Source organism: Oculatella sp. LEGE 06141 (assembly GCF_015207605.1).
In the GTDB taxonomy this organism is placed as follows: Bacteria; Cyanobacteriota; Cyanobacteriia; order Elainellales; family Elainellaceae; genus Oculatella.
Genome location: NZ_JADEWO010000033.1, coordinates 40,663 through 62,493 on the forward strand (window position 1 = coordinate 40,663; position 21,831 = coordinate 62,493).

At 47.7% G+C, this 21,831-nt stretch carries 18 protein-coding genes; 8 read left to right on the forward strand and 10 right to left on the reverse strand.

The window, feature by feature from the left end:
• Positions 1-37: 37 nt before the first annotated feature.
• From IQ268_RS20280 to IQ268_RS20295, 4 genes are all read right to left on the reverse strand, one after another.
• On the reverse strand, positions 38-2,410 hold the full coding sequence (locus IQ268_RS20280) for a T3SS effector HopA1 family protein (RefSeq protein ID WP_193883114.1): 2,373 nt from the start codon (positions 2,408-2,410) through the stop codon (positions 38-40).
• A 191-nt stretch (positions 2,411-2,601) separates the two neighbouring features.
• Complete coding sequence (locus tag IQ268_RS20285) at positions 2,602-2,829, reverse strand: hypothetical protein (protein ID WP_193883116.1); 228 nt, start codon at positions 2,827-2,829, stop codon at positions 2,602-2,604.
• A 507-nt stretch (positions 2,830-3,336) separates the two neighbouring features.
• The gene (locus IQ268_RS20290) at positions 3,337-4,506 is read right to left on the reverse strand and encodes a pyridoxal phosphate-dependent aminotransferase (protein WP_193883118.1); all 1,170 of its coding nucleotides are present in this window, start codon (positions 4,504-4,506) and stop codon (positions 3,337-3,339) included.
• Between the two features lie 184 nt (positions 4,507-4,690).
• Positions 4,691-5,977 carry a Glu/Leu/Phe/Val dehydrogenase gene (locus IQ268_RS20295; RefSeq protein ID WP_193883120.1) on the reverse strand — a complete coding sequence of 429 codons (1,287 nt, stop codon included), beginning with the start codon at positions 5,975-5,977 and terminating at the stop codon, positions 4,691-4,693.
• Between the two features lie 265 nt (positions 5,978-6,242).
• Between IQ268_RS20295 and IQ268_RS20300 the strand changes: the two genes are divergently transcribed.
• The 5 genes from IQ268_RS20300 (at position 6,243) to IQ268_RS20320 (ending at position 9,671) form a co-directional block, all read left to right on the forward strand.
• Positions 6,243-6,770, forward strand: a complete 528-nt coding sequence (locus IQ268_RS20300; protein ID WP_193883122.1) for a phage tail protein — start codon at positions 6,243-6,245, stop codon at positions 6,768-6,770.
• A 230-nt stretch (positions 6,771-7,000) separates the two neighbouring features.
• Entirely contained in the window at positions 7,001-7,504 is a 504-nt protein-coding gene (locus tag IQ268_RS20305) for an N-acetyltransferase (protein WP_193883124.1), read from the forward strand.
• A gap of 106 nt (positions 7,505-7,610) precedes the next feature.
• Positions 7,611-8,129, forward strand: a complete 519-nt coding sequence (locus tag IQ268_RS20310) for a phage tail protein (RefSeq protein WP_193883125.1) — start codon at positions 7,611-7,613, stop codon at positions 8,127-8,129.
• 102 nt (positions 8,130-8,231) lie between these two features.
• Positions 8,232-8,729 carry a phage tail protein gene (locus IQ268_RS20315; RefSeq protein WP_193883126.1) on the forward strand — a complete coding sequence of 166 codons (498 nt, stop codon included), beginning with the start codon at positions 8,232-8,234 and terminating at the stop codon, positions 8,727-8,729.
• A 108-nt stretch (positions 8,730-8,837) separates the two neighbouring features.
• On the forward strand, positions 8,838-9,671 hold the full coding sequence (locus IQ268_RS20320; RefSeq protein WP_193883127.1) for a hypothetical protein: 834 nt from the start codon (positions 8,838-8,840) through the stop codon (positions 9,669-9,671).
• 92 nt (positions 9,672-9,763) lie between these two features.
• Here the strand turns inward: IQ268_RS20320 and IQ268_RS20325 are convergent, their stop codons facing one another.
• From IQ268_RS20325 to IQ268_RS20335, 3 genes are all read right to left on the reverse strand, one after another.
• Positions 9,764-11,434 carry a GMC oxidoreductase gene (locus IQ268_RS20325; RefSeq protein ID WP_193883128.1) on the reverse strand — a complete coding sequence of 557 codons (1,671 nt, stop codon included), beginning with the start codon at positions 11,432-11,434 and terminating at the stop codon, positions 9,764-9,766.
• 241 nt (positions 11,435-11,675) lie between these two features.
• Positions 11,676-13,253 (reverse strand): DUF262 domain-containing protein, encoded by a 1,578-nt coding sequence (locus IQ268_RS20330; RefSeq protein ID WP_193883129.1) that lies wholly within the window; start codon positions 13,251-13,253, stop codon positions 11,676-11,678.
• 1,239 nt (positions 13,254-14,492) lie between these two features.
• Positions 14,493-15,197: a pirin family protein gene (locus IQ268_RS20335; protein ID WP_193883130.1), complete on the reverse strand. Its 705-nt coding sequence runs from the start codon at positions 15,195-15,197 to the stop codon at positions 14,493-14,495.
• A 127-nt stretch (positions 15,198-15,324) separates the two neighbouring features.
• Between IQ268_RS20335 and IQ268_RS20340 the strand changes: the two genes are divergently transcribed.
• Positions 15,325-16,230, forward strand: a complete 906-nt coding sequence (locus IQ268_RS20340; protein WP_193883132.1) for a LysR family transcriptional regulator — start codon at positions 15,325-15,327, stop codon at positions 16,228-16,230.
• Between the two features lie 147 nt (positions 16,231-16,377).
• Positions 16,378-16,617, forward strand: coding sequence for a DUF3134 family protein (locus IQ268_RS20345; RefSeq protein ID WP_193883134.1), 240 nt, complete (start codon positions 16,378-16,380; stop codon positions 16,615-16,617).
• 202 nt (positions 16,618-16,819) lie between these two features.
• On the opposite strand, the gene IQ268_RS20350 is transcribed toward IQ268_RS20345, so the two are convergent.
• The 3 genes from IQ268_RS20350 to IQ268_RS20360 all read right to left on the reverse strand — a co-directional run bounded on the left by IQ268_RS20350 (position 16,820) and on the right by IQ268_RS20360 (position 19,829).
• Positions 16,820-17,014, reverse strand: coding sequence for a hypothetical protein (locus tag IQ268_RS20350; protein ID WP_193883136.1), 195 nt, complete (start codon positions 17,012-17,014; stop codon positions 16,820-16,822).
• A 23-nt stretch (positions 17,015-17,037) separates the two neighbouring features.
• On the reverse strand, positions 17,038-17,859 hold the full coding sequence (locus IQ268_RS20355; RefSeq protein WP_193883138.1) for a sterol desaturase family protein: 822 nt from the start codon (positions 17,857-17,859) through the stop codon (positions 17,038-17,040).
• A gap of 356 nt (positions 17,860-18,215) precedes the next feature.
• Positions 18,216-19,829 (reverse strand): B12-binding domain-containing radical SAM protein, encoded by a 1,614-nt coding sequence (locus IQ268_RS20360; RefSeq protein ID WP_193883140.1) that lies wholly within the window; start codon positions 19,827-19,829, stop codon positions 18,216-18,218.
• A 925-nt stretch (positions 19,830-20,754) separates the two neighbouring features.
• Between IQ268_RS20360 and IQ268_RS20365 the strand changes: the two genes are divergently transcribed.
• Positions 20,755-21,645, forward strand: coding sequence for an acyl-CoA desaturase (locus IQ268_RS20365; RefSeq protein ID WP_193883143.1), 891 nt, complete (start codon positions 20,755-20,757; stop codon positions 21,643-21,645).
• Positions 21,646-21,831: the final 186 nt, after the last annotated feature.

The following is a 21,831-nucleotide window of genomic DNA, read 5'->3' on the forward strand; positions in this document are numbered from 1 at the left end:
CTTATCCCCTACCCCCACACCCCATCCCAATAATCCTCTATATTTCTAAAGAAGTGTAATGATCCTCAGAACCAGGGTTGAGATAGGGGTGCTGCCAATCGATGTCGTGTAAGGCAAAGCAGTGTTGAATAGCCTTCATTCGAACATCTGGAGCGGTTTCTCCCTGTTCCCAGACGGTGAGCAGGGCATCGGCAACAATTTGACAACGGTGGATGCCAAAATCTTTAGGATCGGTATTGGGCTCCTCGGCTAACCCCAGTCCCGGAGCCAGCGGCTTGGTGAAGCAAGGAACGGCTGGCTGAACATGCGGCTGTGCCTGGCGGTAGCTCTGCTCGACGATTGGCTGTATCGTTTTGTAGTGGCTTTGCTCCACATACAGAATTGCCGCATCGTATCGCTGGTAATCATCGGGATCAAAGAGGACTTTGAACACAAAGGGAAGTGAAATGGCATTAAGATGCTGTGTTAAACAGCGCATCAGCACGATCGCCCCCCCGGCACTGACGTTGAAGCATAGCTCGATCGTGGGTGCATCGTCTGGAACCATCCCAGCATTGCCCACCGCACTGTAGAAACCGGACTCAATGCGGTTGTGGGGTAGTCGAATGGCAACACTATCCCCGGTTTTGGCACCGTGATCGGACGGATGAAGATGGCGATCGCGCGTGACATGCAGGGTCAACCCGTTCTTCTGTACCGCCAAACCGTCCTTGGTGGCTTCAAGCAAAACAACCCAGCCTGAATCGAAATACCCTGAACCGCGATTAGCGTGCTGTAATTGCTCATAAAAGTCCAGGTTTATCCCATGCAGGGTATTGTTTTTGAGCAAGGGTGACGGAACGGTACTAAAGTCCGCTCCAGAGACTTGCTCACCGCTAAAGTAAATATCGTAAAGATAATCTCGTAGTTGCCGCTTCAGGTAATTGCGCTGAAAGTCTTTGGGAAAGGTGGCAAATTGCTCAACGATGTCTTCGGGAAGTGCTAGCGGCCTATAGCCGGGATGGCTGATGCTGTACCCGGGCTGAATCTGAATGTGAGTGACCATGTCATGCAAGGCAGAGGCAGTCGTTTGAGGGGTGACGGCTACAGCCTGTCTGGCGATCGCCTGCCCGTGGTCGAGAGTTGAGGAGAATGATGCCTCTGAAGTGTGGCTATTGGGTATCGCGTCTGGTGTAACCACAGTATTGAATTCAGAACGGGGCAGAGTCCGCATCAGCTCAGAGGCGGTTATGCCAAATACGGTTGCAATCGATCGCTCTGGAGTGCACAACAGCGTTTTGGCAACCTGAAGCATACAAATTCCCGTATTTCCAAACGGTTCTTGATACTGAAGCTTCGCCTGGATACTCTCAATTAAGGTCAGTCCAGCAAACTGCATTACCCGCGTTATAAAGTTGGGAAACGCATCTAGAATTTCTGGGAACTCGGCCAGGTAGCCACGAATCAAAGCCACAATCGACGGTTGTAAAGTCTCCAGCGGCGTTGCCGCCAGACGCAACGCCACCTCAATTGCAACCTCCGAACTCACGACTAAACTCTTTAGCCAAAGCTTGAGGTAGTTTGCAACCAGGGAACCCAGGTCACATGCCGGGTCGCCCCATGCCCCCTTTTCCCAGTCAATTAACCGAATTGCGGCTTCTGTGGGGGGGCGATCGCCCAACGCCAAATTTTCGCAGGTTACCAACCTGGATTGCCAGTCGGTGTGGAGCAGAATGTTGTTGAACTTGAGGTCGTTATGGGTCAGGCAACAGGGTTCAAATGCCTCGTTTAAAGCAGCGATCGCCTGCCGCAGCGGTTCATGACGTTGATAGAGTTCATAAAATTTCAGCCCGTCTGCTGCCACCGTGCCAAAAATATCGGGTGTAATGGGGTCTAAGCCATGCCCAAAATCGGGAACATGCTCAATGGTTTCGCCGTCTAACAATTCACCCAACTTTACTTTGTAGTCGTCCCGATCAATGGTGGCGCTGTGGAGGGTTGCCAGGGTTGTCCCCAGGGCAGTGGCGATCGCAGTAGGGAAGCGGCGGCTGTGGCTGTAAACGTCGTCCAGGTCGGAATAGTGACTGAGGTAGTTAAAAACGATGATGGAATGCTGCGAGTTAAAGTGAACCGCTTCAGAGATCAGCAAGCGAAGGGGCGCGAATGATACCTCCTGCTGAATAAACTGGTGGATTTGCCATTCATTGAGCAGATCACCGTTAGTCTCTCCCGCCCGATTGTGAGGCTCTTGTTTAACTAAAAGACGACGCTGGTTGGAACCAGCATGATCGCTGTGGGGTAAATGAATTAATAAATTAAAGTTTTTACAGGCTTTAGACTCAATTTGAACAGCGTGCCGCTCGTTAAGCGTACAAATCTTTTGCTGAGCCAGATAGTTTAAAACGTTTTGATTATTTAATAGAAACACCATGCTCAGTTCCTTCGGATTTTATAACTCGATCGCATAATTGATTAAACTATCGGAGTAGAAACAGGATTTTATAATCAGCTTAAACCGATAAAATCCTGTTTCTACTGGTTCTGATTGCTGGTTGAATTGATTCAATTGAATCAATTCAGGTTGAAGGGGCTGGCCACCAGTAACAATGAACTACGCTGTTGTTAAGTCCGGCTAATATTCCGTTTGCGATTTCGATTGCGAATCGGACGACGACGGCGACGGCGAATAGGCTTACGGCGAGGGCGACGGCGACCACTATTCGAATTTGAGCGGGCACCGCCCGCAATCATCGACTCATCTTCTTCAGATAAATCATTTAGGAAACTATCAAAATCAGAAAATAAAGCTGAACCCGCAGGAGCCAGTTCAGAGATTACATCATGAGACATTTTTCGATCTCCGACTTTTCAAAACAAACCCAGGGCAAGTTGATCACTATTCATTCATGAGTCCTTACCCCTTCGTTCCCAATCTAAGGGTTGTTTATCAGTGGTTCAACCTGTATGAAATTTTTCTCATCGTCTTCTTAGACTCAGTTCATCGAAGCGATCGCTACTGATTAAACAGGATTATGTCTACGTTTAGACTATTATTTTCACCTCAGTCTCTTGATGGATTCGATCGCAATTTAGCGACGATAAGCGACCAATATGAGTTCTGCTTGGAAGCGGTTAAACGGATGCTTTAAAGGAACTGAACCGCTCGAACGACCCTCTACAGATTCTACATAGCCCTTAATTCACAATGCGTCACACAATTCATCAACAATGATGATTCATAATTGCTTGAGTCGTACCTTACCCAATCGTTCAGCGTCTCGTTTCGAGGGGTAATCCGCACCTTTACAGGCTACAACGGCAGTATCGCCTCTACAACGCCCCTATAACGCTTATGCATCAGACTGGTAATGCCGAAATCGCTGCTTTGATTCGGGCTAGTGCTTCTTGAATATTCTCAATTGAGTTGGCATAGGAGAGCCGTAAATAGCCGTCTCCAAATTCACCAAAGGCCGTACCAGCCAGCAGGGCTACTCCAGCCTCTTCCAATAAATAATCTGCTAAAGCTTGGCAGTTCATTGGCAATTGTTTCACGTTGGGAAAGACGTAAAACGCGCCAGCCGGATTAAGGCATTGAATGCCGTCAATGGCGTTTAACCCAGCAACGATCGCATCTCGTCGCTGTTGAAAGGCATCGACCATGTGTGTTACAAAGTCTTGTGAGCCGCTGAGTGCTTCAACACCAGCCATTTGGGTGAACGAAGATGTACAGGAATTGGAATTGATCATCAATTGCTCTAACGCTGCTGCGATCGCCATTGGTGCTACGCCATAACCGAGCCGCCATCCGGTCATGGCATAGGTTTTAGAAAAACCGTCCAGCAAAATCGTTCGTTCTTTCATTCCCGGCAAGCGAATAATACTTTGGTGCGTTTCCCCATAAAGCATCCGAGAATAAATCTCGTCGGAGAGAATATAAAAATTGTGCGTTTCAGCTAAACGGGCGATCGCTTCCAAATCGGTTGCCGTTAACAGTCCGCCGGTGGGGTTTTGCGGAGAGTTAAGAATTAACAGCTTTGTGCGTGCAGAAACAGCCTGTTCTAAATCTTCAAGCCGAAATCGAAAATCAACCTCTTCTCGTAACGGCAGCGGTACGGGATTTCCCTCAGCAAAGTTGATCACCGACTCATAGACTGGGAACCCAGGATTAGGGTAAATAACGTCATCCCCCGGATTAACCAGCGCCAGAATCGTGAAGAAGATAATGGGTTTGGCTCCCGGTGTAACCACCACCTCGCTAGGATCGACAGCAACACCACGCGTTGTTGTAATGTGGTTGGCGATCGCCTCCCGCAGTTCCAACAATCCAGCCGCCGGACTATACCCGGTATAGCCCTCCTTCATCGCTCGAAATGCAGCTTCACAGATGTGGGACGGCGTTTGAAAATCTGGTTGTCCAATCTCTAGATGGATAATGTGTCGCCCTTGAGCTTCCAACCGTTTTGCTTTCGCCAGCACTTCAAAGGCAGATTCTGTCCCTAAGCGTTCCATCCGTGCTGCAACATCCATAACCTTACCTGCCTTTCTGATGGATTAAGGTCGTGTCGTCCTTTGCGAGTCATTCTGGCGACCAGCACCATGATCGCTCAACGATTTGTCCTGCATTTAACGTCTATCCTTCAACCCAACGTCTTCCGAAGGGGTAGGGTGGGGTTACGAACCCCACCGCTGCCGAGTATTTAACCCATGAGCCTCAAGGATACAAGCCGCGATCGCTCAACGCCTGGGCAACTCGACCGACACCCAACGTGTACGCCGCTAAGCGCAGGGAAACCTGCCGTGCAGTTGACTGCTTCATCACTTGCTGGAATGCCTGTACCATTAAGCCTTCCATTTCCTGGTTGACTCTCTCCTCATTCCAGAACACATAGGATAACCCCTGCACCCACTCTAAATAACTCACTACTACACCACCAGCATTGGCAAGAATATCTGGCAATACCATCACGCCGCGCGATTCTAACGCCCGATCGGCCTCTAGCGTCACTGGCCCGTTGGCTGCTTCCGCTATAATGCTGGCTTGCACCTGATCGACATTATCGGCGGTAATCTGGTTTTCGAGCGCGGCTGGAATTAACACATCGCACGGCAATGCCAATAGATCTGTATTAGTAATGGGAATCGCGTCCGGAAAGCCAATCAAGTTTCTGTTGTTTTGGGCTGCGTATGCTTTGACAGCCGGAATATCCAAACCGTCTTCTGCAAAAATACCGCCTGATCCTCTAGAAACCGCAATGATTTTAGCGCCTGCTTCATGCAGCAACAGAGCCGCAGCACTGCCCACATTGCCAAACCCTTGAATTGCAATCCGAGAACCGGCGATCGCCCTTCCCTGTTGCGCCAGCGCTTCCCGCACGACAATCATCACGCCTCTGCCTGTTGCCATTTCCCGTCCTAACGAGCCGCCAATGGAGAGTGGCTTTCCAGTCACAACACCGGGAACCGCATGGCCGACATTGACCGAATAGGTGTCCATCATCCAGGCCATTTCGCGGGCAGACGTGCCTACATCTGGAGCCGGAATGTCGGTAGACGGGCCAATATCTTTGAGTAATTCGCTGGTGTATCGACGGGTAATGCGTTCCAGTTCCCTCTCACTGTATTGGGCGGGAGCGATCGCAATTCCGCCCTTGGCTCCCCCATAAGGAATACCCAACAAGGCACATTTCCAGGTCATAAGCATTGCCAGGGCTGAAACTTCTCGCAGCGTCACCGTGGGATGATAGCGCGTTCCCCCTTTGTAAGGGCCTAGCACATCGCAGTGCTGTACTCGGTGCCCTGCTAAAACCTGGACATCACCGTTATCTAGCTTGACAGGAATGGTAACAGTGATGGCTTTGCGTGGATGGCTGAGAATCGCCAACAGTCCTTGATCGAGCTTTAGTTCTTTAGCAGCCGATTCTAAATAGCTGCAAGCCTGGTCAAACGGACAAATGTGGGCTGGAGATGGAGATTCTAATGGTGCTAATGATAAAACCATAATCTTAAATGCTGACCGCATTGTAAGAAACAACGGCTATGCGTAGCCTATCTGTTTTCATTATAAAGTTTCGGCTTTTTGTAAAATTCGTTACAGTTTGTTGAACGGTTCTACCAATTTACGAAAGTTAACGATCGTCCGAATAATTACCGTTGCCTACGAGATATTGCTGGGTACACTGAGGACGAAAATCCTTGTTTCTCTGCAAATGCCAGGGCATTGGTTTAAAACAAGGTGAATTTTGGACATTGGAGATTCTTAAGACATGGGCACGCCCTATATTGGTGAAGTTCGCATGTTTGCTGGTAATTTTGCCCCAGCAGGTTGGGCATTTTGTGATGGTCAACTGCTGCCAATTTCCGAAAATGATGCTCTGTTTACATTAATTGGCACCACCTATGGTGGTGATGGTCAAACCACATTTGCTTTGCCGGATCTGCGTAGTCGGGTTCCCGTTCATCAGGGCAATAGCTCGGTTCTTGGCGAAACGGTTGGGGTGGAAACGGTGACATTGACGGTTCAACAATTGCCGCAGCACACGCATCCTTTAGCCTGTAACTCTAACCCAACCACGGGTGTGATCACGGCAACCGATAGAAATCCCGCCAACAACGTATTGGCAAAGTCAAGTACACGGCTTTACGTCACTCCGTCTGGAACGACAACGACTGTAGCAATGGCTCAACAGGCGAGCGACTCTGTTGGGGGAAGCCAACCTCACGAAAACCTTCAGCCCTATTTAGCAATCAATTTTATTATCTCGTTGTTTGGCATTTACCCTTCTCAGACATAAGAGGATGTCTTAAAAGTGCTAAGCTCCAACTCGAACCGCCCCCTAATCCCCCAATTTTGGGGGACTTCCGAATCAATTCTGTTTCAAAGTCCCCCAAAGTTGGGGGATTTAGGGGGCTAATTTAGAATGTTGAGCCATTCTCAGACACCCTCTAACAGTTCCAGACATAACAGTTCCAGACCTCTGGCTACCAATGGATTCGATCGGTTCGCAACGAGCGTAGTAATTCAATGATTAATCTTGATACTGTGAGTGTTAGCCCGGTTTGTTTCAAGGATGAACCTTTCTTGTTTGAGCTGTATGCCAGCACTCGGGCTGAGGAACTGGATGCGTGGGGCTGGGATGATACACAGCGGCATCTGTTTTTGCAGATGCAATTCAAAGCGCAACGATGGTCTTATCAAACCAGGTTTCCCAATGTAGACCAGCAGTTCGTTCGTTTGGGCGATCGCGCCATTGGTGCGCTGATGGTCGATCGGACTCCAACCGAAATGTGTTTAGTCTCGATCGCGCTGTTGCCCGATTACCGCAATCACGGTATTGGCACCCGCTTAATTCAGGAACTCTTCGCTGAAGCAGCTCAAACTCAGCGGTTGCTCAAGCTGCAAGTTGCATGTCATAACCGGGCATTTCACTGGTATGAGCGGCTGGGGTTTGTAACTACAGGTGAGACAGGGGGGTACTTCCAAATGGAATGGCCGCTGCCCAATATTGCTCCTGTTTGTGCCAGGTAGAGCGTCTCACTTTCTGCGTTTTTATTAGATTCAATCCAAGTTTTTACATGGTCTAACCTCTATGCCAGACCATATTCATTGAAACACTTGAGTAAAGGAAAGGACAATGAGTGATCCGTTTGTTGCCGAGATTCGCATGTTTGCTGGCAATTTTGCGCCTACTGGCTGGGCATTTTGCAATGGCCAAATCCTTCCCATCAGCCAGAACACAGCCTTGTTTTCCCTGCTGGGTACTACGTATGGTGGAGATGGCAAATCCACGTTTGCGCTGCCCAACCTACAACAGCGGATTCCGCTTCAACCGGGACAGGGGGCTGGCTTAAGCCTTTACGATTTGGGGCAAACTGGCGGTTCAGCCACGGTAACCTTAACAACCAACGAAATTCCAGTCCATAGCCATACGTTGCAGGCCACCAGCGCTCCTTCTAATAAGACCGATCCGGCAGGAAACATTTTAGCCAGTGCCCGCAGCGAAAGCTATCAACCACCCGCCACGCCGCCAGTAACAATGAACCCAGGGGCTATGGCGATCGCTGGTGCCAGTCAACCTCATAACAATTTACAGCCCTATCTGGTAGTCAACTTCATCATTGCTCTACAAGGCGTTTACCCACCCCGCTCGTAGCTAAACGATGATGAACGGCTCTACATGCTGCGTTTTTCCATACCCCTTTCAGCCGCATCTCTCTGTGCGATCGCATAACGTATATCCAAAGGCCAGGTAACCATGAGTGAACCATTTCTGGGTGAGATCAAGATCATTACATTTAATTACCCACCTAAGGGTTGGGCGTTTTGCAACGGTCAGCTATTGCCCATTAACCAGAATCAAGCGCTGTTTAGCTTATTGGGAACAACCTATGGGGGGAATGGCACGACAACCTTTGCCTTGCCGGATTTGAGAGGAAGAACACCCATGCATATAGGTGCAGGGTTTATCCAGGGACAAGCCGGAGGTGAAACTAGCCATACGCTCACGGTTAACGAGATGCCCAGCCACGTCCATTCGCTTTACGCCAATCCCAATACGGCTACAAGCTTAGACCCAACGCAAAACGTTCTGGCACTCACCACTGAGGTATCTTATGCTCCTACGCCTAACAGTGCAATGGCAGGTGCTTCGGTCAGTTCGGTGGGAGGGAGCCAGCCCCACGAAAATCGTCAGCCTTCGTTAGTCCTGAATTTTGTCATTGCGCTGCAAGGTATTTATCCTAGCCAAAACTAAAGCTGTTCGATCATTGCTCCATCCATCTCATCAATTTGGCTGAAGCCTGTTACGGGGCTACTAAAGGTTTTTACTTGTAAACGTTGTATTCAAAGTAGAGTCTATATTGTGTCAAGGCCAACCATTGCCCGACGAAAGTTTTTGGTGTTGGGTTCCGCTTTCTCTATGGGGCTACTGTCTCCGAGTGTGCTTAAGGCAACGCGATCGATTTCCCTTCCCTCGGCATCTGCCGCATTGATCACCGCACCAGATGCAACGGGTAGCATTGGCTTTTGGCGAGAGAGTGGACAGTTGCCAGGTTTGCATCCAGTGTCCTGGCAGCCGTCTGCCCATCACGCTTCAACCGGGGCATCGTTGGGTTCTAATCTGGTTGCAGCAGACACTTTAAGTCAGACAGACGCAGCGTTCATTAACCAGGGTGCTAAAGTTCATATTCAAGGAATGCAGTTTGATGGCGAAAATGGAGTAAAGTCTCTAGCCGTTTACGCGCACTATCCATCGGCTCAGGGATATGAGGAGCAAAAAGTATGCGTTTGGTGTTTCAATGCTTCCCCAGTTCTCAATTCGTCGCGATCGGTTAATTTTGTGGTTCCTGTGTCCAAGCAAGATGGCCTGAAGCTGTCGCTAGTGTGGCAGTATGCTGAAGATGCTTCCAATTCAATGAATAGCGAAGACGTTGTTGTTCACTTTAGCGTTGATCAACAATCCAATGATTTAAAACTCCAACGAGGAGTTTACCTTTTTGCTGGCAGACAGGCTGCAACCAGACAACTACCCGATTGGCAAGAGCATCAGTTACAGGTGACGGATGCTGCAATGCTCAACCAGAGATATCATTTGATGCGGTTCGATCGCACCCATCAACAATGGATAGCGACTGACGTACCTTACCTGTTGGTGACAGTTGATCATGGTCATCCTGTTCCTGTTAGCACTACTTGAGAGGATGCTTTGAAGGTGCTGCCTCTGAATCCGGTGCAGCCTGGTTCGGCCTGTCTTTGCAATCACGAGCTGAATGGCAGAGATACGTTACATCAACTCAGATGTTGCGACAGCCGTAGAGACAGAGCGACCAGGGTACGCACTGGATTAGCCACAGAACTGAGTGGCATCACAGACATATCGCAAACATATAACCGCTGTGTGCCCACAACACGGAGATCTTCATCCACCACTGAGTTTGCTGCAAATGGAGAATCGAGTTGTGGCCGATATGGCATTCGCAAGCTGCCAGCCGCATGGTGTACCGTACCCCAGCCGAACCCCTTACCTCCCTGTCCATACTCACCATCCGGTTGTGCAATCTGGCTATTGATCTTAAACTGCCCGAAAACCTGACCCGTCACCTGGTTAAGCACATCCCAGATATCCTGGGGTGTCTTTTGCCATCCAGCGAAAGCCGGGAGCCGCGAACCCGCCAGGTAGTCTACCCAACTTTGGTTCCGGAACACGACCTCCGGCACATAGCCAAACGGCGGAGCAGGCTTCACCTCGTTGTTCTCGTCAAGGCAGTTCCCAAAGCTAAACTTGATGTCAATCCGCGCGGCTCCATTACTCGGCCTTGGCTCAGCTTCTCCAGGGTCGTTTTCCCGCAGGTGCCAGTACTCGTGGTTGATGTTCATCTCGATGTTGAACGGATAGCGGATCTGGTTGTTTGCGTCCCGCAGGCCACGGGAGTAGAAAACAATCTTGGCATGGTCGTCTGCCTTCAGGTCAACGTTGCCAATACTGGTTGCGAATGTGGTGATTTCGGTTGTCGTTGGATGGTCTGTTAACCCTCGGCCAACCAGATCCTGTACTGTCTGTGGCAGTGACGGGTACATGCTGGAGCGGCGAAGCAGCTTCGGGCTTTCGATTGACCCGGCAGCAAGGATAACCGTTCCAGCCTTAAATATCCTGGATTCTCCGGTTTGAGTATTGCGAGCAACGATCTCGAGGTGGCTACTATGGTTCTGCACATCCTCAACAAAGTGATTGACGAGCAAGTGCAGACCCGGCCCATCTCCATCGCTCACTCCTGGTGTTAGGCCAAGCTGGTTTATCATCAGCTCGGCTGTATTGAACACACCCGTCGGCTCGGTGAAGAACTGATCCCTTGGTGTACCATCTGCCTCCAGGTAGGGTTGGTGTAGGGCACGGGGTGTTTCCTGGATGTGGAAGTCATTGGCGATCGGCGACTGCTTCAACTGGTCAACAACAGCCCTGGCTGTTGCCCCCATTGAGCGCGACTCATTCATGGTTTCCCCTGCCTTTTTCAGCAATCCTCCTGCCAGATCCTGCCGAACAGCCAGGGGGAAGTAATCGAGTTCCCAGTCTTGCATGGTTGGGATGAGACCAGACCAGAAAATCGATCGACCACCAAAGTTTAGCTGCGGCTTTTCACCAATGTAGTTCTGCGCGGTGTTGTTTCCAGCTTGCCAGAACGTATCACACCCAAAGTGTTGCGCGAGTTTGAAATTGGGAAAGCGGGAAAAGTTGTAAACGTGCGTGGGGTAAATAAACGACCCGGCCTCCAGAACCAGGATTCGTTTCTTTGATCCGTAACGTTCGGCTAAGTCATCCGCAAGCACTCCACCACCGATACCGGAGCCAACAATGATTATGTCGAAATCATTCCGAGATCCTATGTATTGTAGAAACAAGCGTTCTCTGGCCTTGGTCTCCTCTGAAACAAAATTGACATAGGTGGAAGAGTTAAAGGTCATAAACTTCTCACTTGTAGGAGGCTAAATTTCACATGCTCAAACTTTGGATGGACACACTATTGGGATGACTGAATCTGTCAATGTTTATCCCGAAGAATCCATTGGATCTACTTGTAGGACACTCAATTATACGAAACGCCCTTATGCGGTAACGGTTCGCTTGAGTGGCTAAAAGTACCCTCAAACTCAGCACCAGTTGCTTTCGGCAGTCCGCTCCAAACGAATTGTTATACTGCATTTTCTATTGAACTAATCGATTAGCTTCTGCTGCCAAAAGTTCTGATCTCTTATCTACAAAAACTCTAAAATCATCATCAAACAACGAAGTCGGGCAAATAGCATGTTCAAGAATTTCATTAATAGATGAATTTGGCATTGCCGACTTATAGAGGCTAGGAGGGCTGTTACTAATCATATTATTGTCACTTGTGGATAAAAAACAAAAATTAGCAAGGCAGCTATCGTCGTAGCTATCTTGATTAGTGCTTCTCAAGAAAGCTCTAGGATACATATGATGGAATTGGTTTCGATTATACTCTTTCAAAACCTCGCGTAAGCTTATAGGTGATCCGGTCACAAAACTACAGGGATTCTTCTGAGCTAGTAGCAGAATAAAAGTTTTTGTTATGACAGTGTTACTTCTGAATTTGTTGTCTTTAAAGAATGATGGTTGTAATTCAAAAGCATCCGAAATGGTGGCGAGATTTGAAGCTTGTCCAAGCTTTAACTTCGATATTTCCTCAATATCAGACTGCATACTCTTGATAGGCTGGCTGTTGTATCTCCTAGAAAAACAAGTTCGCCAAAACCATTTAAGAATAAGTCTTCGTTGGAAATCTGAATATCGAAATTGCGAATTCCCAGTTGATGAAAAGAAGACTGACAACGGAACTAGGAAATTAGAATATGGCAGGTTGTCCAAAGAAAAGATTCTTAAATTATCTCTTAAGAAATCTATTGCTCCCTTCAGTCCGTTAACCATCTCTTGAAACCGATCTCTGACAACAGCCCCATTTAAATTAATTAAGGTATCAGTTTTCACATTGCCTGTTAAAACAGCAGAGCAACATCTTAATAGTAAATCTTGATCTTGACCGACATCTTTAAAGCCAAATGGTTCAAGTTCTAAGGACAAATCCTCAAACTTACGTTGCAAATCAAATTCTTCACTCCAAGTCCATGCCGACAGAAGCTGCAAAGTATCTAATTCAATTCCTTGCCGATTAATTCTCTCAAAAACAATGGCTACTATAGTTTTGTCGTCAGTTGACAGCATTTGAATTGGAATTCTGGTTTGCCTAAAAACGTCTTGAACTTTATCTAATAATTCCAGTATCTCATCTTCTAAACTTGTGGTAGCTCGTCTATATGCAACAGTATTAAAAAAATTTCTTAGTAAAAAATATCTATTTGGATCCGCTTCTGACTCATCAAGTGCTGCAAACTGAGATTCTTGAGCATTTGTATTAGCTCTGTAATCAAAATATACGTTTGTCCAGACTTCTTGGCTAAAAGCGTCTACTTGTGATTGAAATACCCCAAATATAGATGTAATTCTCTGCTGTCCATCTAACACATAATCAATTGGATAATCTGGATCTACATCTGGCAATCTAAATGGACCAAGATCACGCTCAAATCGGAGTCTTGAGCGCGTTCTCCAGAAAAGCAATGAGCCAATAGGATAACTCTTGTACAGGCTATCCATTAAAACAGCTACCTTATCAGCATCCCAGACAAAACCTCGTTGAAAAGTCGGTATGCGTATTTGCCCTGACAGAACTTTCTCAATGACTTGACTTATAAATATATCGCTCATAGCTGCTTAATGTTTGGCTTGCCTATTAATGACAACTTCCAAGTTCACTATACTTCGCCAACACTAGGATTGCAGCATAACTATTGTTGGGCCAAAAATTTCCACATAACATACCGAAACAGGTGAGTAAGCTGACGATTGCCGTATGTCATTCCAAATCAGGTGAATAGGTGGAATCGTTCTGCAATAGCCGCTAATTTGGCTGAATAGGCGGAACTTTTTACCTATCTGCTTCTGTACACAGATGGTTTTAAGGAGCATTTGCATCTCTGTTTGAAGGGTTGGAGTGTGTGCTCATTTTCTTCTTTGGGTTTGTGCTGTTGTCATCACCCAGGGAACGTTGTATGGGAGTTGAAATCCTTTGCTGTGCTGCGTTATTAACCTTTTATGGACTGTAAGGAGATACTGCGCGATCGCCTCTCTCTCAACAATCCACTCATCTACCAATGATGTAACGGATGACTTACACGGTTACTTCCTTGGCCACAGATAGTGTCTGGACATTGGGTTGATTGGAATCAGAGTGTTTGAGCGCCATATAATGATTTCGTCAAAGACTGTAGTGTCACGAAGCGGCCAGAATCAGGGACTCATTGCCAATTGAGGAAATTTTCCCGTTCTGATACACCTTCCAAAACTTCATCAGGTAGATTGAAAGTAACGTGAATCCCCACTTTGATAAGTTTGCTCCGGTTGGCAGAAGCACTGGTTCAAACTGGAACGGCATCGGTTCCAGGCACCGTGGCACATCTTCCATACAGCTACTGCTAGATAGTTGGATTGCACCTATTATTGGACTTAAATGTGTCATTTAACACCCCAAAACGGGTGAATCGATTCATGGTTTTGTAACAAACTGCGATCGCAGCTTGCGTCAATCGGTGGTGCTGAATCGCGATATGAATTTGCCCCTCAACTCTCCACTCTAGGCAACGTTTAAACCCCCAAAGTCCCCCAAAACTAGGGAACTCAGGGGGCGATCAGAGCCAGAACCTCTCAACGATTCATATGCCCATTCAGCAATGCCTGTAAATCCTGGTGCTGCCTGATGGGGCTATAAAATCAGGGGAGAAGCGATGCACTATCAGCATGTAGCTCAACTAAATACCAGTACAACGGGAAGCAAAAGGGTAAACAAAAACACATTTGCAGGTTCGAGCCGTTCTTCAAATGAAACACCCTATCTCGAAGCAACCTCTATATCGGTAGATATGGCCTGCTCAAGATAGGGTGTATAACCTACGCCGCCATGTCGAACAGCAACACCTCAGCATTGTTAGACGCACCGCGCAGGGTAATCAACGTTTCTTGAGAAATAGCGGCTCCATCCCCTGCTGTGAGCGGTTTGTCGTTCAGTTGCACCGCACCGCGCGCTACTTGTAACCAGGCAACTCGTGCATCTGCCAGGGAATGAGTCACTTCCTCTCCGGGTTGCAACGTTGTGGCATAGAGAGCTAGATCCTGGTGAATAGTGATTGATCCATCGCGTCCATCACGCGAACCAACCAGCCGCAGCTTACCGTGCTTCTCTTCCTCAGAAAAAGTCTTCTGCTCGTAACCGGGTTCAATTCCTTTGGTGTCTGGCAGAATCCAAATTTGCAGGAAATGGACTGGCTCAGTTTTGGAAGCGTTAAACTCACTGTGCTGAATTCCTGTTCCAGCAGACATTCGCTGCACATCACCAGGACGAATCACAGATCCCGTACCAATGCTGTCTTTATGTTCTAATGCACCTTCTAGCACATAGGAAATGATTTCCATATCCCGATGCCCGTGAGTACCAAATCCTTGCCCTGGAGTGACTTTGTCTTCATTGATCACCCGTAGATCGGCAAACCCCATGTGGTTAGGATCGTAGTAGTTACCAAAGGAGAAAGTGTGACGGCTATCGAGCCAACCAAAATTGGCAACACCTCGTTCTTGAGCAGACCGAATGGTAATCATCTCAAATCCCTCCTAGTTCAGTGGGTAACTTCTTTTTGAGAACACTATTATTATGGATTAGATATCAAATAAAGACAATATGCTATTTTGAGGACATATTGTATCCAAATATTCTACAATTCTCAGAATGGACAAGTTCGACAGCATCCGAGCGTTTACTCAAGTCGTGGTTTCAGGAGGGTTTGCCGCCGCGGCGCGTGACATGGGGTTGTCGCGATCGGCTGTCAACAAGCTCGTCATCAGTTTAGAAAACGACTTGGGTGTGCAGTTATTACATCGCAGCACACGAGTCGTTACCCCAACGGAAACCGGATTGGCGTTTTATCAGCGGTGTGTTGAAATCCTGGCCAGCCTGGAAGAAGCAGAACGATCGATCACTCAGCTTCACCAAGAGCCGAAAGGCCAACTGCGGATGAACGCGCCAATGTCATTTGGCACCCTGCATCTATCTCCAGCCCTGGCTGATTTTCTGGTACAGTATCCCGATCTGCGCGTCCAGTTGACGTTGAGCGATCGCTTTATTGACCCAATTGAAGAAGGGTTTGATATCACAGTACGAATTGCAGAACCGCAGGAAACCGCCAGTTTAATCGTTCATTCTCTGGCTCCTGCTCAGCGCGTGCTGTGTGCCTCCCCAACCTATTTAGAGCATCATGGAACTCCCACCCATCCGAGCGAACTGCACCATCACTCCTGCTTACACTATGGTCAGCTTGCAGTCGAGAACCAATGGAGGCTCACTGGGTTGGATCAAGAACACATCATTTCTGTGAAGGGTTCGTTGTGTTCCAACAATGGTGAAGTTTTGAAAGATGCAGCCGTTCAGGGCTTGGGCATCACACTCCTTCCCAGGTTTATTATTGGGGACGAATTGCAACGGGGAACGTTGCAAGTGGTGTTGCCCGACTATCATCCCCCTGAACTCTTCATCTATGTGATTTATCCTGTCAACCGTCATCTCTCGACCAAAATTCGGCTACTGGTTGACTTCTTACAAAGACGGTTTGGCCGTCAGCCTGCCTGGGATTTGTAAGTTGGCCGGATGCATGTCAAACACAGTTAATGTAAGGACTCCCGGCTTAATGATTCAACATGGGCTTAGGGGCTTAACGAGTATTTCAACCTGAATCACCCTTCAGAGGGTAAGATTAAGGCATACAACTTCAAAAGGTGAGCAAAGATGGTTAAGCTCTACAACAATCCTGCTCTCCGCCAAGAACCCTTGAGCCAGAAAGCAATGGTCATTGCACCCAGAGAAAAAGAATCTCTCCTTAATTGGATAGAAAATACGGGTCGGTTCAAAGCGTATGAGCCGACTGAATCTCACGATGACAAAGTGACCGAAGAGCTAGAAGAGATTATGGGATCGTCTGTGTATGAGGTAGACAAAGAGGATGAATCGGAAGATTGGGAGCTATGAAGCACTGCTGTTAAGGCATGTGTTGCCCCTATCTCTACCCCAGTGGGGCGAGCATTGCTCGCCCCACTTTATTTATGAGGCTTTGTGAGATATGCGAAAGCCAGGAAAGCTGGAATTGACTAAAACATTGCTGTCCAGTATTCATCTCGACTTCTGCTCAGTGAAGCCGCTTTCTTCAGTGGGCAGGGGCTACAAAAGCCTGTTAACGGCCTCTCACTTTGGCGATCGCATCTATTTGAGCCTCAATATCCTCGCCTTGTTTAAACTTCTCCCAGGCTTCTGCAATGAGCGCATTGAGGGACTGCAAATCTTCGGGGGGTAAGTAATCAAAGTCCCCCACATCAAACGATTGTGCGATCGATGCCAGATACTCTTCTTGTTGGGGTCGAGTAGCCATAATGTCCTTAGTAAAAAACAAGTTTAAGAGAGTGATGGGTCAGTACGCTGTTTAGGTTTATCTATCTCATGTTTCACAGGAGATGACCGTTTAAGTACGGCAGCAAATTCATGTTCATAGCGGGGATCTTGTGTCCCTAGCAGTCTGTCCCAGAGCGTAAAATACAGCCCGTAATGCACGGTATAGCTGCGATGATGAATTGAATGGTGGGTTGAACCAATAAACCATCGGCTCAGCCAGTGATGGGCAAACGATGGTGGAAACAGCTCAAACCCAAGATGATTCCACACAGCCCATACCGTCATGGTCAGGAGTACAGCAATGACAGTAGCGAAATGAAGGGGAATGAGTAAAACAATACCCACAAAGAAAATCATCTGTACGATCGCCTCTGGGAGGTCAAACGCAAAAGATGTCCACGGGGTTGGATCGCCTGAACGATGATGACCCGAATGCATCCATTTGAAGATAAACGGATGGTGAAACATGCGATGAACGAAGTAGAAGTACGTATCTTGAAGGACAAGTACTGTCACGAAGCTGATCCCTAAGTACCACCATCCATACTGGCATGGATCGCTGTATAGCTGCGTTCCCCCAAAGTCGTATCTTGAGAGGACGAACGCTGCACCCAGCGAAAACGCGATCGTTGAGACACCGGCCAATCTTAGTTCTCTCCAGATGGATCGGCTCGATGGGGGCGATCGGCGCAGACTGTGTTGGGCAACAGTCTCTTTCAATAGAACATAGAAGAGGAGATACGTTCCTCCGGCGATAAGAAAGTAACGGGCAAGAATAAGCCCGAAGAAGGCAAACCAGTAAAACTCAAACGAGTGGCCTATCAATTAACGCATCCTACCGTCAAACCTTATTCTATTGTCTACCTTGAAGTTGACACTCTTCTAAGAGGATGGTTTAAAGTTCTAATTTGTAGCCCGACACCCGCAGGTATGCCACACCCCTACAGGTGCGGGCTACAAATTAGAGTTTAAAGCGCTTCTAAAGCTACATTTCAACTGACATAGCCCCACCCCGTTGAGCGCAGAGATCTACAGCCATTTTCATTTGCATTCACCACGCCTCAAACCCCACACTCATCTTGGCGAGACTGTGACTGACTCGATTGAGAACTGCTGTAAATCACTTGCTGGCAGCAGCATACATTCATTCAGCCATTCGTTCAGCAACGTCCACCTTTTTTCTACGCTCCAGAACGTTGGCTAACAAACTCTTCTACTTTTGGCGGTGGCTCTGGTGACTCTGCCGACTCTGCTGCCTCTACCGATAAATAGTGAGCAAGCTGGGTATTGATTTCGTCTCGCACAATTTGCCGATATTCGATGAAGTGTTCCAGGTGAGCGCAATTAACCAGGTAATGCTGAAACACTTTGGGATTGTGTCGAACGATTGAAACTAGCTGTCGCCAAAACTGGAAACGGGTGTCGCGCTTGATTCCCTGTCGCCAACAAATGATGAACATTGCCCAAATTTCTACCCATTCTGGCCGCTTAAACTTCTTTTTGTGGGGTTTGGGTTTCATTTCCAGGAAGTGCCGATAGACACGCGCTAGGTAGCGAGACGGTTCATACAAATCCCAGAAGCAGCGAACATACTCACGGGCAATGTCTTCTAGAGGACGAGTCGGAACGAAGTTAATCAGCGTGGTCTGGTGAATATTTGCTTCATCTCCGGTTGCCAATAACCGTCCTTCTTTTTCGAGTCGTGCCGATAGCGCTGTGTTGGGTAACGCTTGCAGCATACTAAACAACGCCTGGGGAACAGCGGTCGCTTCTACAAAGTCGATGATGCGATCGCCCGCTCCAGGCTTCTCACCATCAAAACCAATAATGAACCCAGCCATTACCCGCAACCCGGCCTGGTTGATGGTTTTAACAGATTGCACCAGGGAGTTGCGCGTATTCTGGAACTTTTGCGTTAGCGATAGGCTATCGGTATCGGGTGTCTCGATACCCAAAAAGACAGCGCTAAAGTTAGCGGCAACCATCATTTCCAGCAATTCTGTATCCTGTGCCAAATCGACGGATGCTTCGGTTGAAAGACTGAAGGGATAGCCGCGTTCTGCCATCCAGGGAATCAGTTCCTTCAACATCAGCTTGACGTTACGTTTGTTGCCAATAAAGTTGTCGTCTACCACAAAGATCGATCGCCGCCACCCCAAATCGTAGAGCGCTTGCAGTTCAGCCAGCAGCTGGGCAGGCGTTTTAGTACGGGGCTTACGGCCATAAAGAACAATAATGTCGCAGAATTCACACTGGTAGGGGCAGCCTCGCGAGAACTGTACCGACATATCGCTGTAAGCGTTCAGATCCAGCAGGTCAAACCGGGGAACCGGAGTATGAGTGACATCGGGCTTTTCGTTATTGGCACGGAATACACCAGATGTTTCTCCTCGCTCCAGAGCATCGACCAGCATGGGTAGGGTGATCTCGCCCTCATCCAGCACCAAGAAATCGGCTCCTGCCTCTTGCACTGATTCAGGGACAGACGTCACGTAAGGCCCCCCTACTGCTACTGTTTTGCCGCGCCGCTTTGCTTCGCTAACCAAGCGCAGCATGTCGGGTTTCTGCACAATCATACCGGAGATGATGACGAGATCGGCCCAGTACCAGTCGGCTTCGCTTTCATAGCGCACATTACGATCGACCAGGCGAAACTTCCACGTTTGCGGCAAGATAGCGGCAACGGTCGTTAAGCTCAGCGGAGGGAGGGAAACCTTGCGCCCAATCAATTCCAGGGCTTTGTCAAACGACCAAAATGACTTAGGAAAAAGCGGATAGAGCAACAAAACGCGCATGGAATACCAAGCCTCATCAGGTCAGTAGCGGAAAATCGTGAAGGAAACAGGCTGCATCTTCAAATGAAGATATGCATCATACCAGCACAGAGCTAAACATCACATCTCGCTTTTCTAAGTGTGGGTTGAGTGTCATGCCTTAGCAAGGGTTGTACCATATCGACTGAATAATAAAGGGTGAGTTCCGCACAACAAAGATTTTAGATAAACAGCGACTCTGATCAAGCTTACGCCTGAATCAATCACCGCTTGCTTTGGCTACTTTAATCAGAAAATACTAATAAATCTAGAAGATGTTTTAAAAGTACTGATTGCAACTCAAATCGCGTCCTAAATCTCCTAACCCTGAACTTCGACGTGAGTACTCAGCCGAACGGGGATTTCCAAGCTGTTTTTGGGTCAAAGTGTTCTAACCCTGGGGATTCTGGGGTGAATGCAGACCATTTGATATGGTTTTTGATATGTTTCAAGTCAACCTCTTACGTGTGACCAGGTTTACTATGCTGCTTTGAATGGTTGCTCGTTTAGCCAGGACAACATCTCCCTGCGTTTTTGGATCGTTCAAAGAAAAATACAACAGCTTCAAGTGAGTATAAAATGAGCGCTATCTATAAAATCTTAAAGCTTAGTAAAATCTTAGCGCTTGCCTGGAACTCAAATCACTTTGCCGAGACTGAATCATAGATTTTATAGTGACCTTAAATAAAGAAAGGTTGATTGATATCAACCGGGTTATTTTAAACTCGGCGATCGCTCCAATTTCATCCCAATTTATGTACTGGAATGCAATTGCTGTGATGCCCTATTGTCCAAAAACGATCTGTGGTATAACGTAGTCAAAGTAAATGGATGAAATCATTTTCTACTGGCTTTAAGCCTACCATTAAACAAAGAACGAATAAAGGGCAAATTCAACAGGTCAAGTATGGTATCAAAAGAAGAAAAGGACATCGATATATTTGGATATGCTCCTTTTTTGTTTATTCATCTTGGTAGTCTACTCGTTCTTTTTGCAGGGGTTAGTTATCCTGCTTTGATCGTATGTTTTGCCTTGTGGTTCGTGCGAATGTTTGGAATTACAGCAGGATATCATCGCTATTTTTCCCATCGCACCTATAAAACGTCTCGGCAATTTCAGTTTCTTCTTGCCGTTTTAGGAAATTCATCAGTACAGTTGGGGCCATTGTGGTGGGCGGCTCATCATCGCCATCATCACCTTCATGTAGACACAGAACAAGACATTCATTCTCCTATGGTGAGTGGTTTTTGGTGGTCACACATGGGCTGGATTATGTGCCCCAAGTATTCTGAAACCAATGAAAAGGTAATTCGGGATTTTGCTAAATATCCAGAGCTACGGTTGTTGAATCAGTTTCCAACCGTGGTGCCAATCGCTCTAGCGCTGACCGTGACCGGGGTAGGAATGCTGCTCCAGCATTACGTTCCCCAAAGCGGAACGAATGGATTTCAAATGTTGGCCTGGGGTTTTTTCTTCAGTACCCTTGTGCTGTACCACACCACGTTTACCATCAATTCTCTGGCTCACACCTTTGGTACTCGTCGGTTTGATACAGCAGATACAAGCCGCAACAACTTGTTTTTGGCGCTAATTACCCTGGGTGAAGGCTGGCACAACAATCATCATTATTATCCGGCTTCAGAGCGTCAAGGCTTCTACTGGTGGGAGATAGACGTTGCTCATTATATTCTCAAGGTGCTGGCATGGCTGGGGCTGGTTTGGGATTTGAAGGCTCCTCCCAAAACCATTTATGACAAGGCCAACACTCATCGAGAGTTCAAATCCAATCAAACATGATGGGCGGTTAGAGGTTGCTTGAAACGGATTAAATGTCTACAAGGGCGCAGCATTTGGCAGATCGCCCTTGTAGACTCAAACAGATTGCCCGTGGCTGGCTGGTCGCAGGGGATGCCATGACCCTGAGCGCTTCAACTGGGTGATGGGCGATCGCATCATGATGCCACGGTGCTGGATGCCGATCTG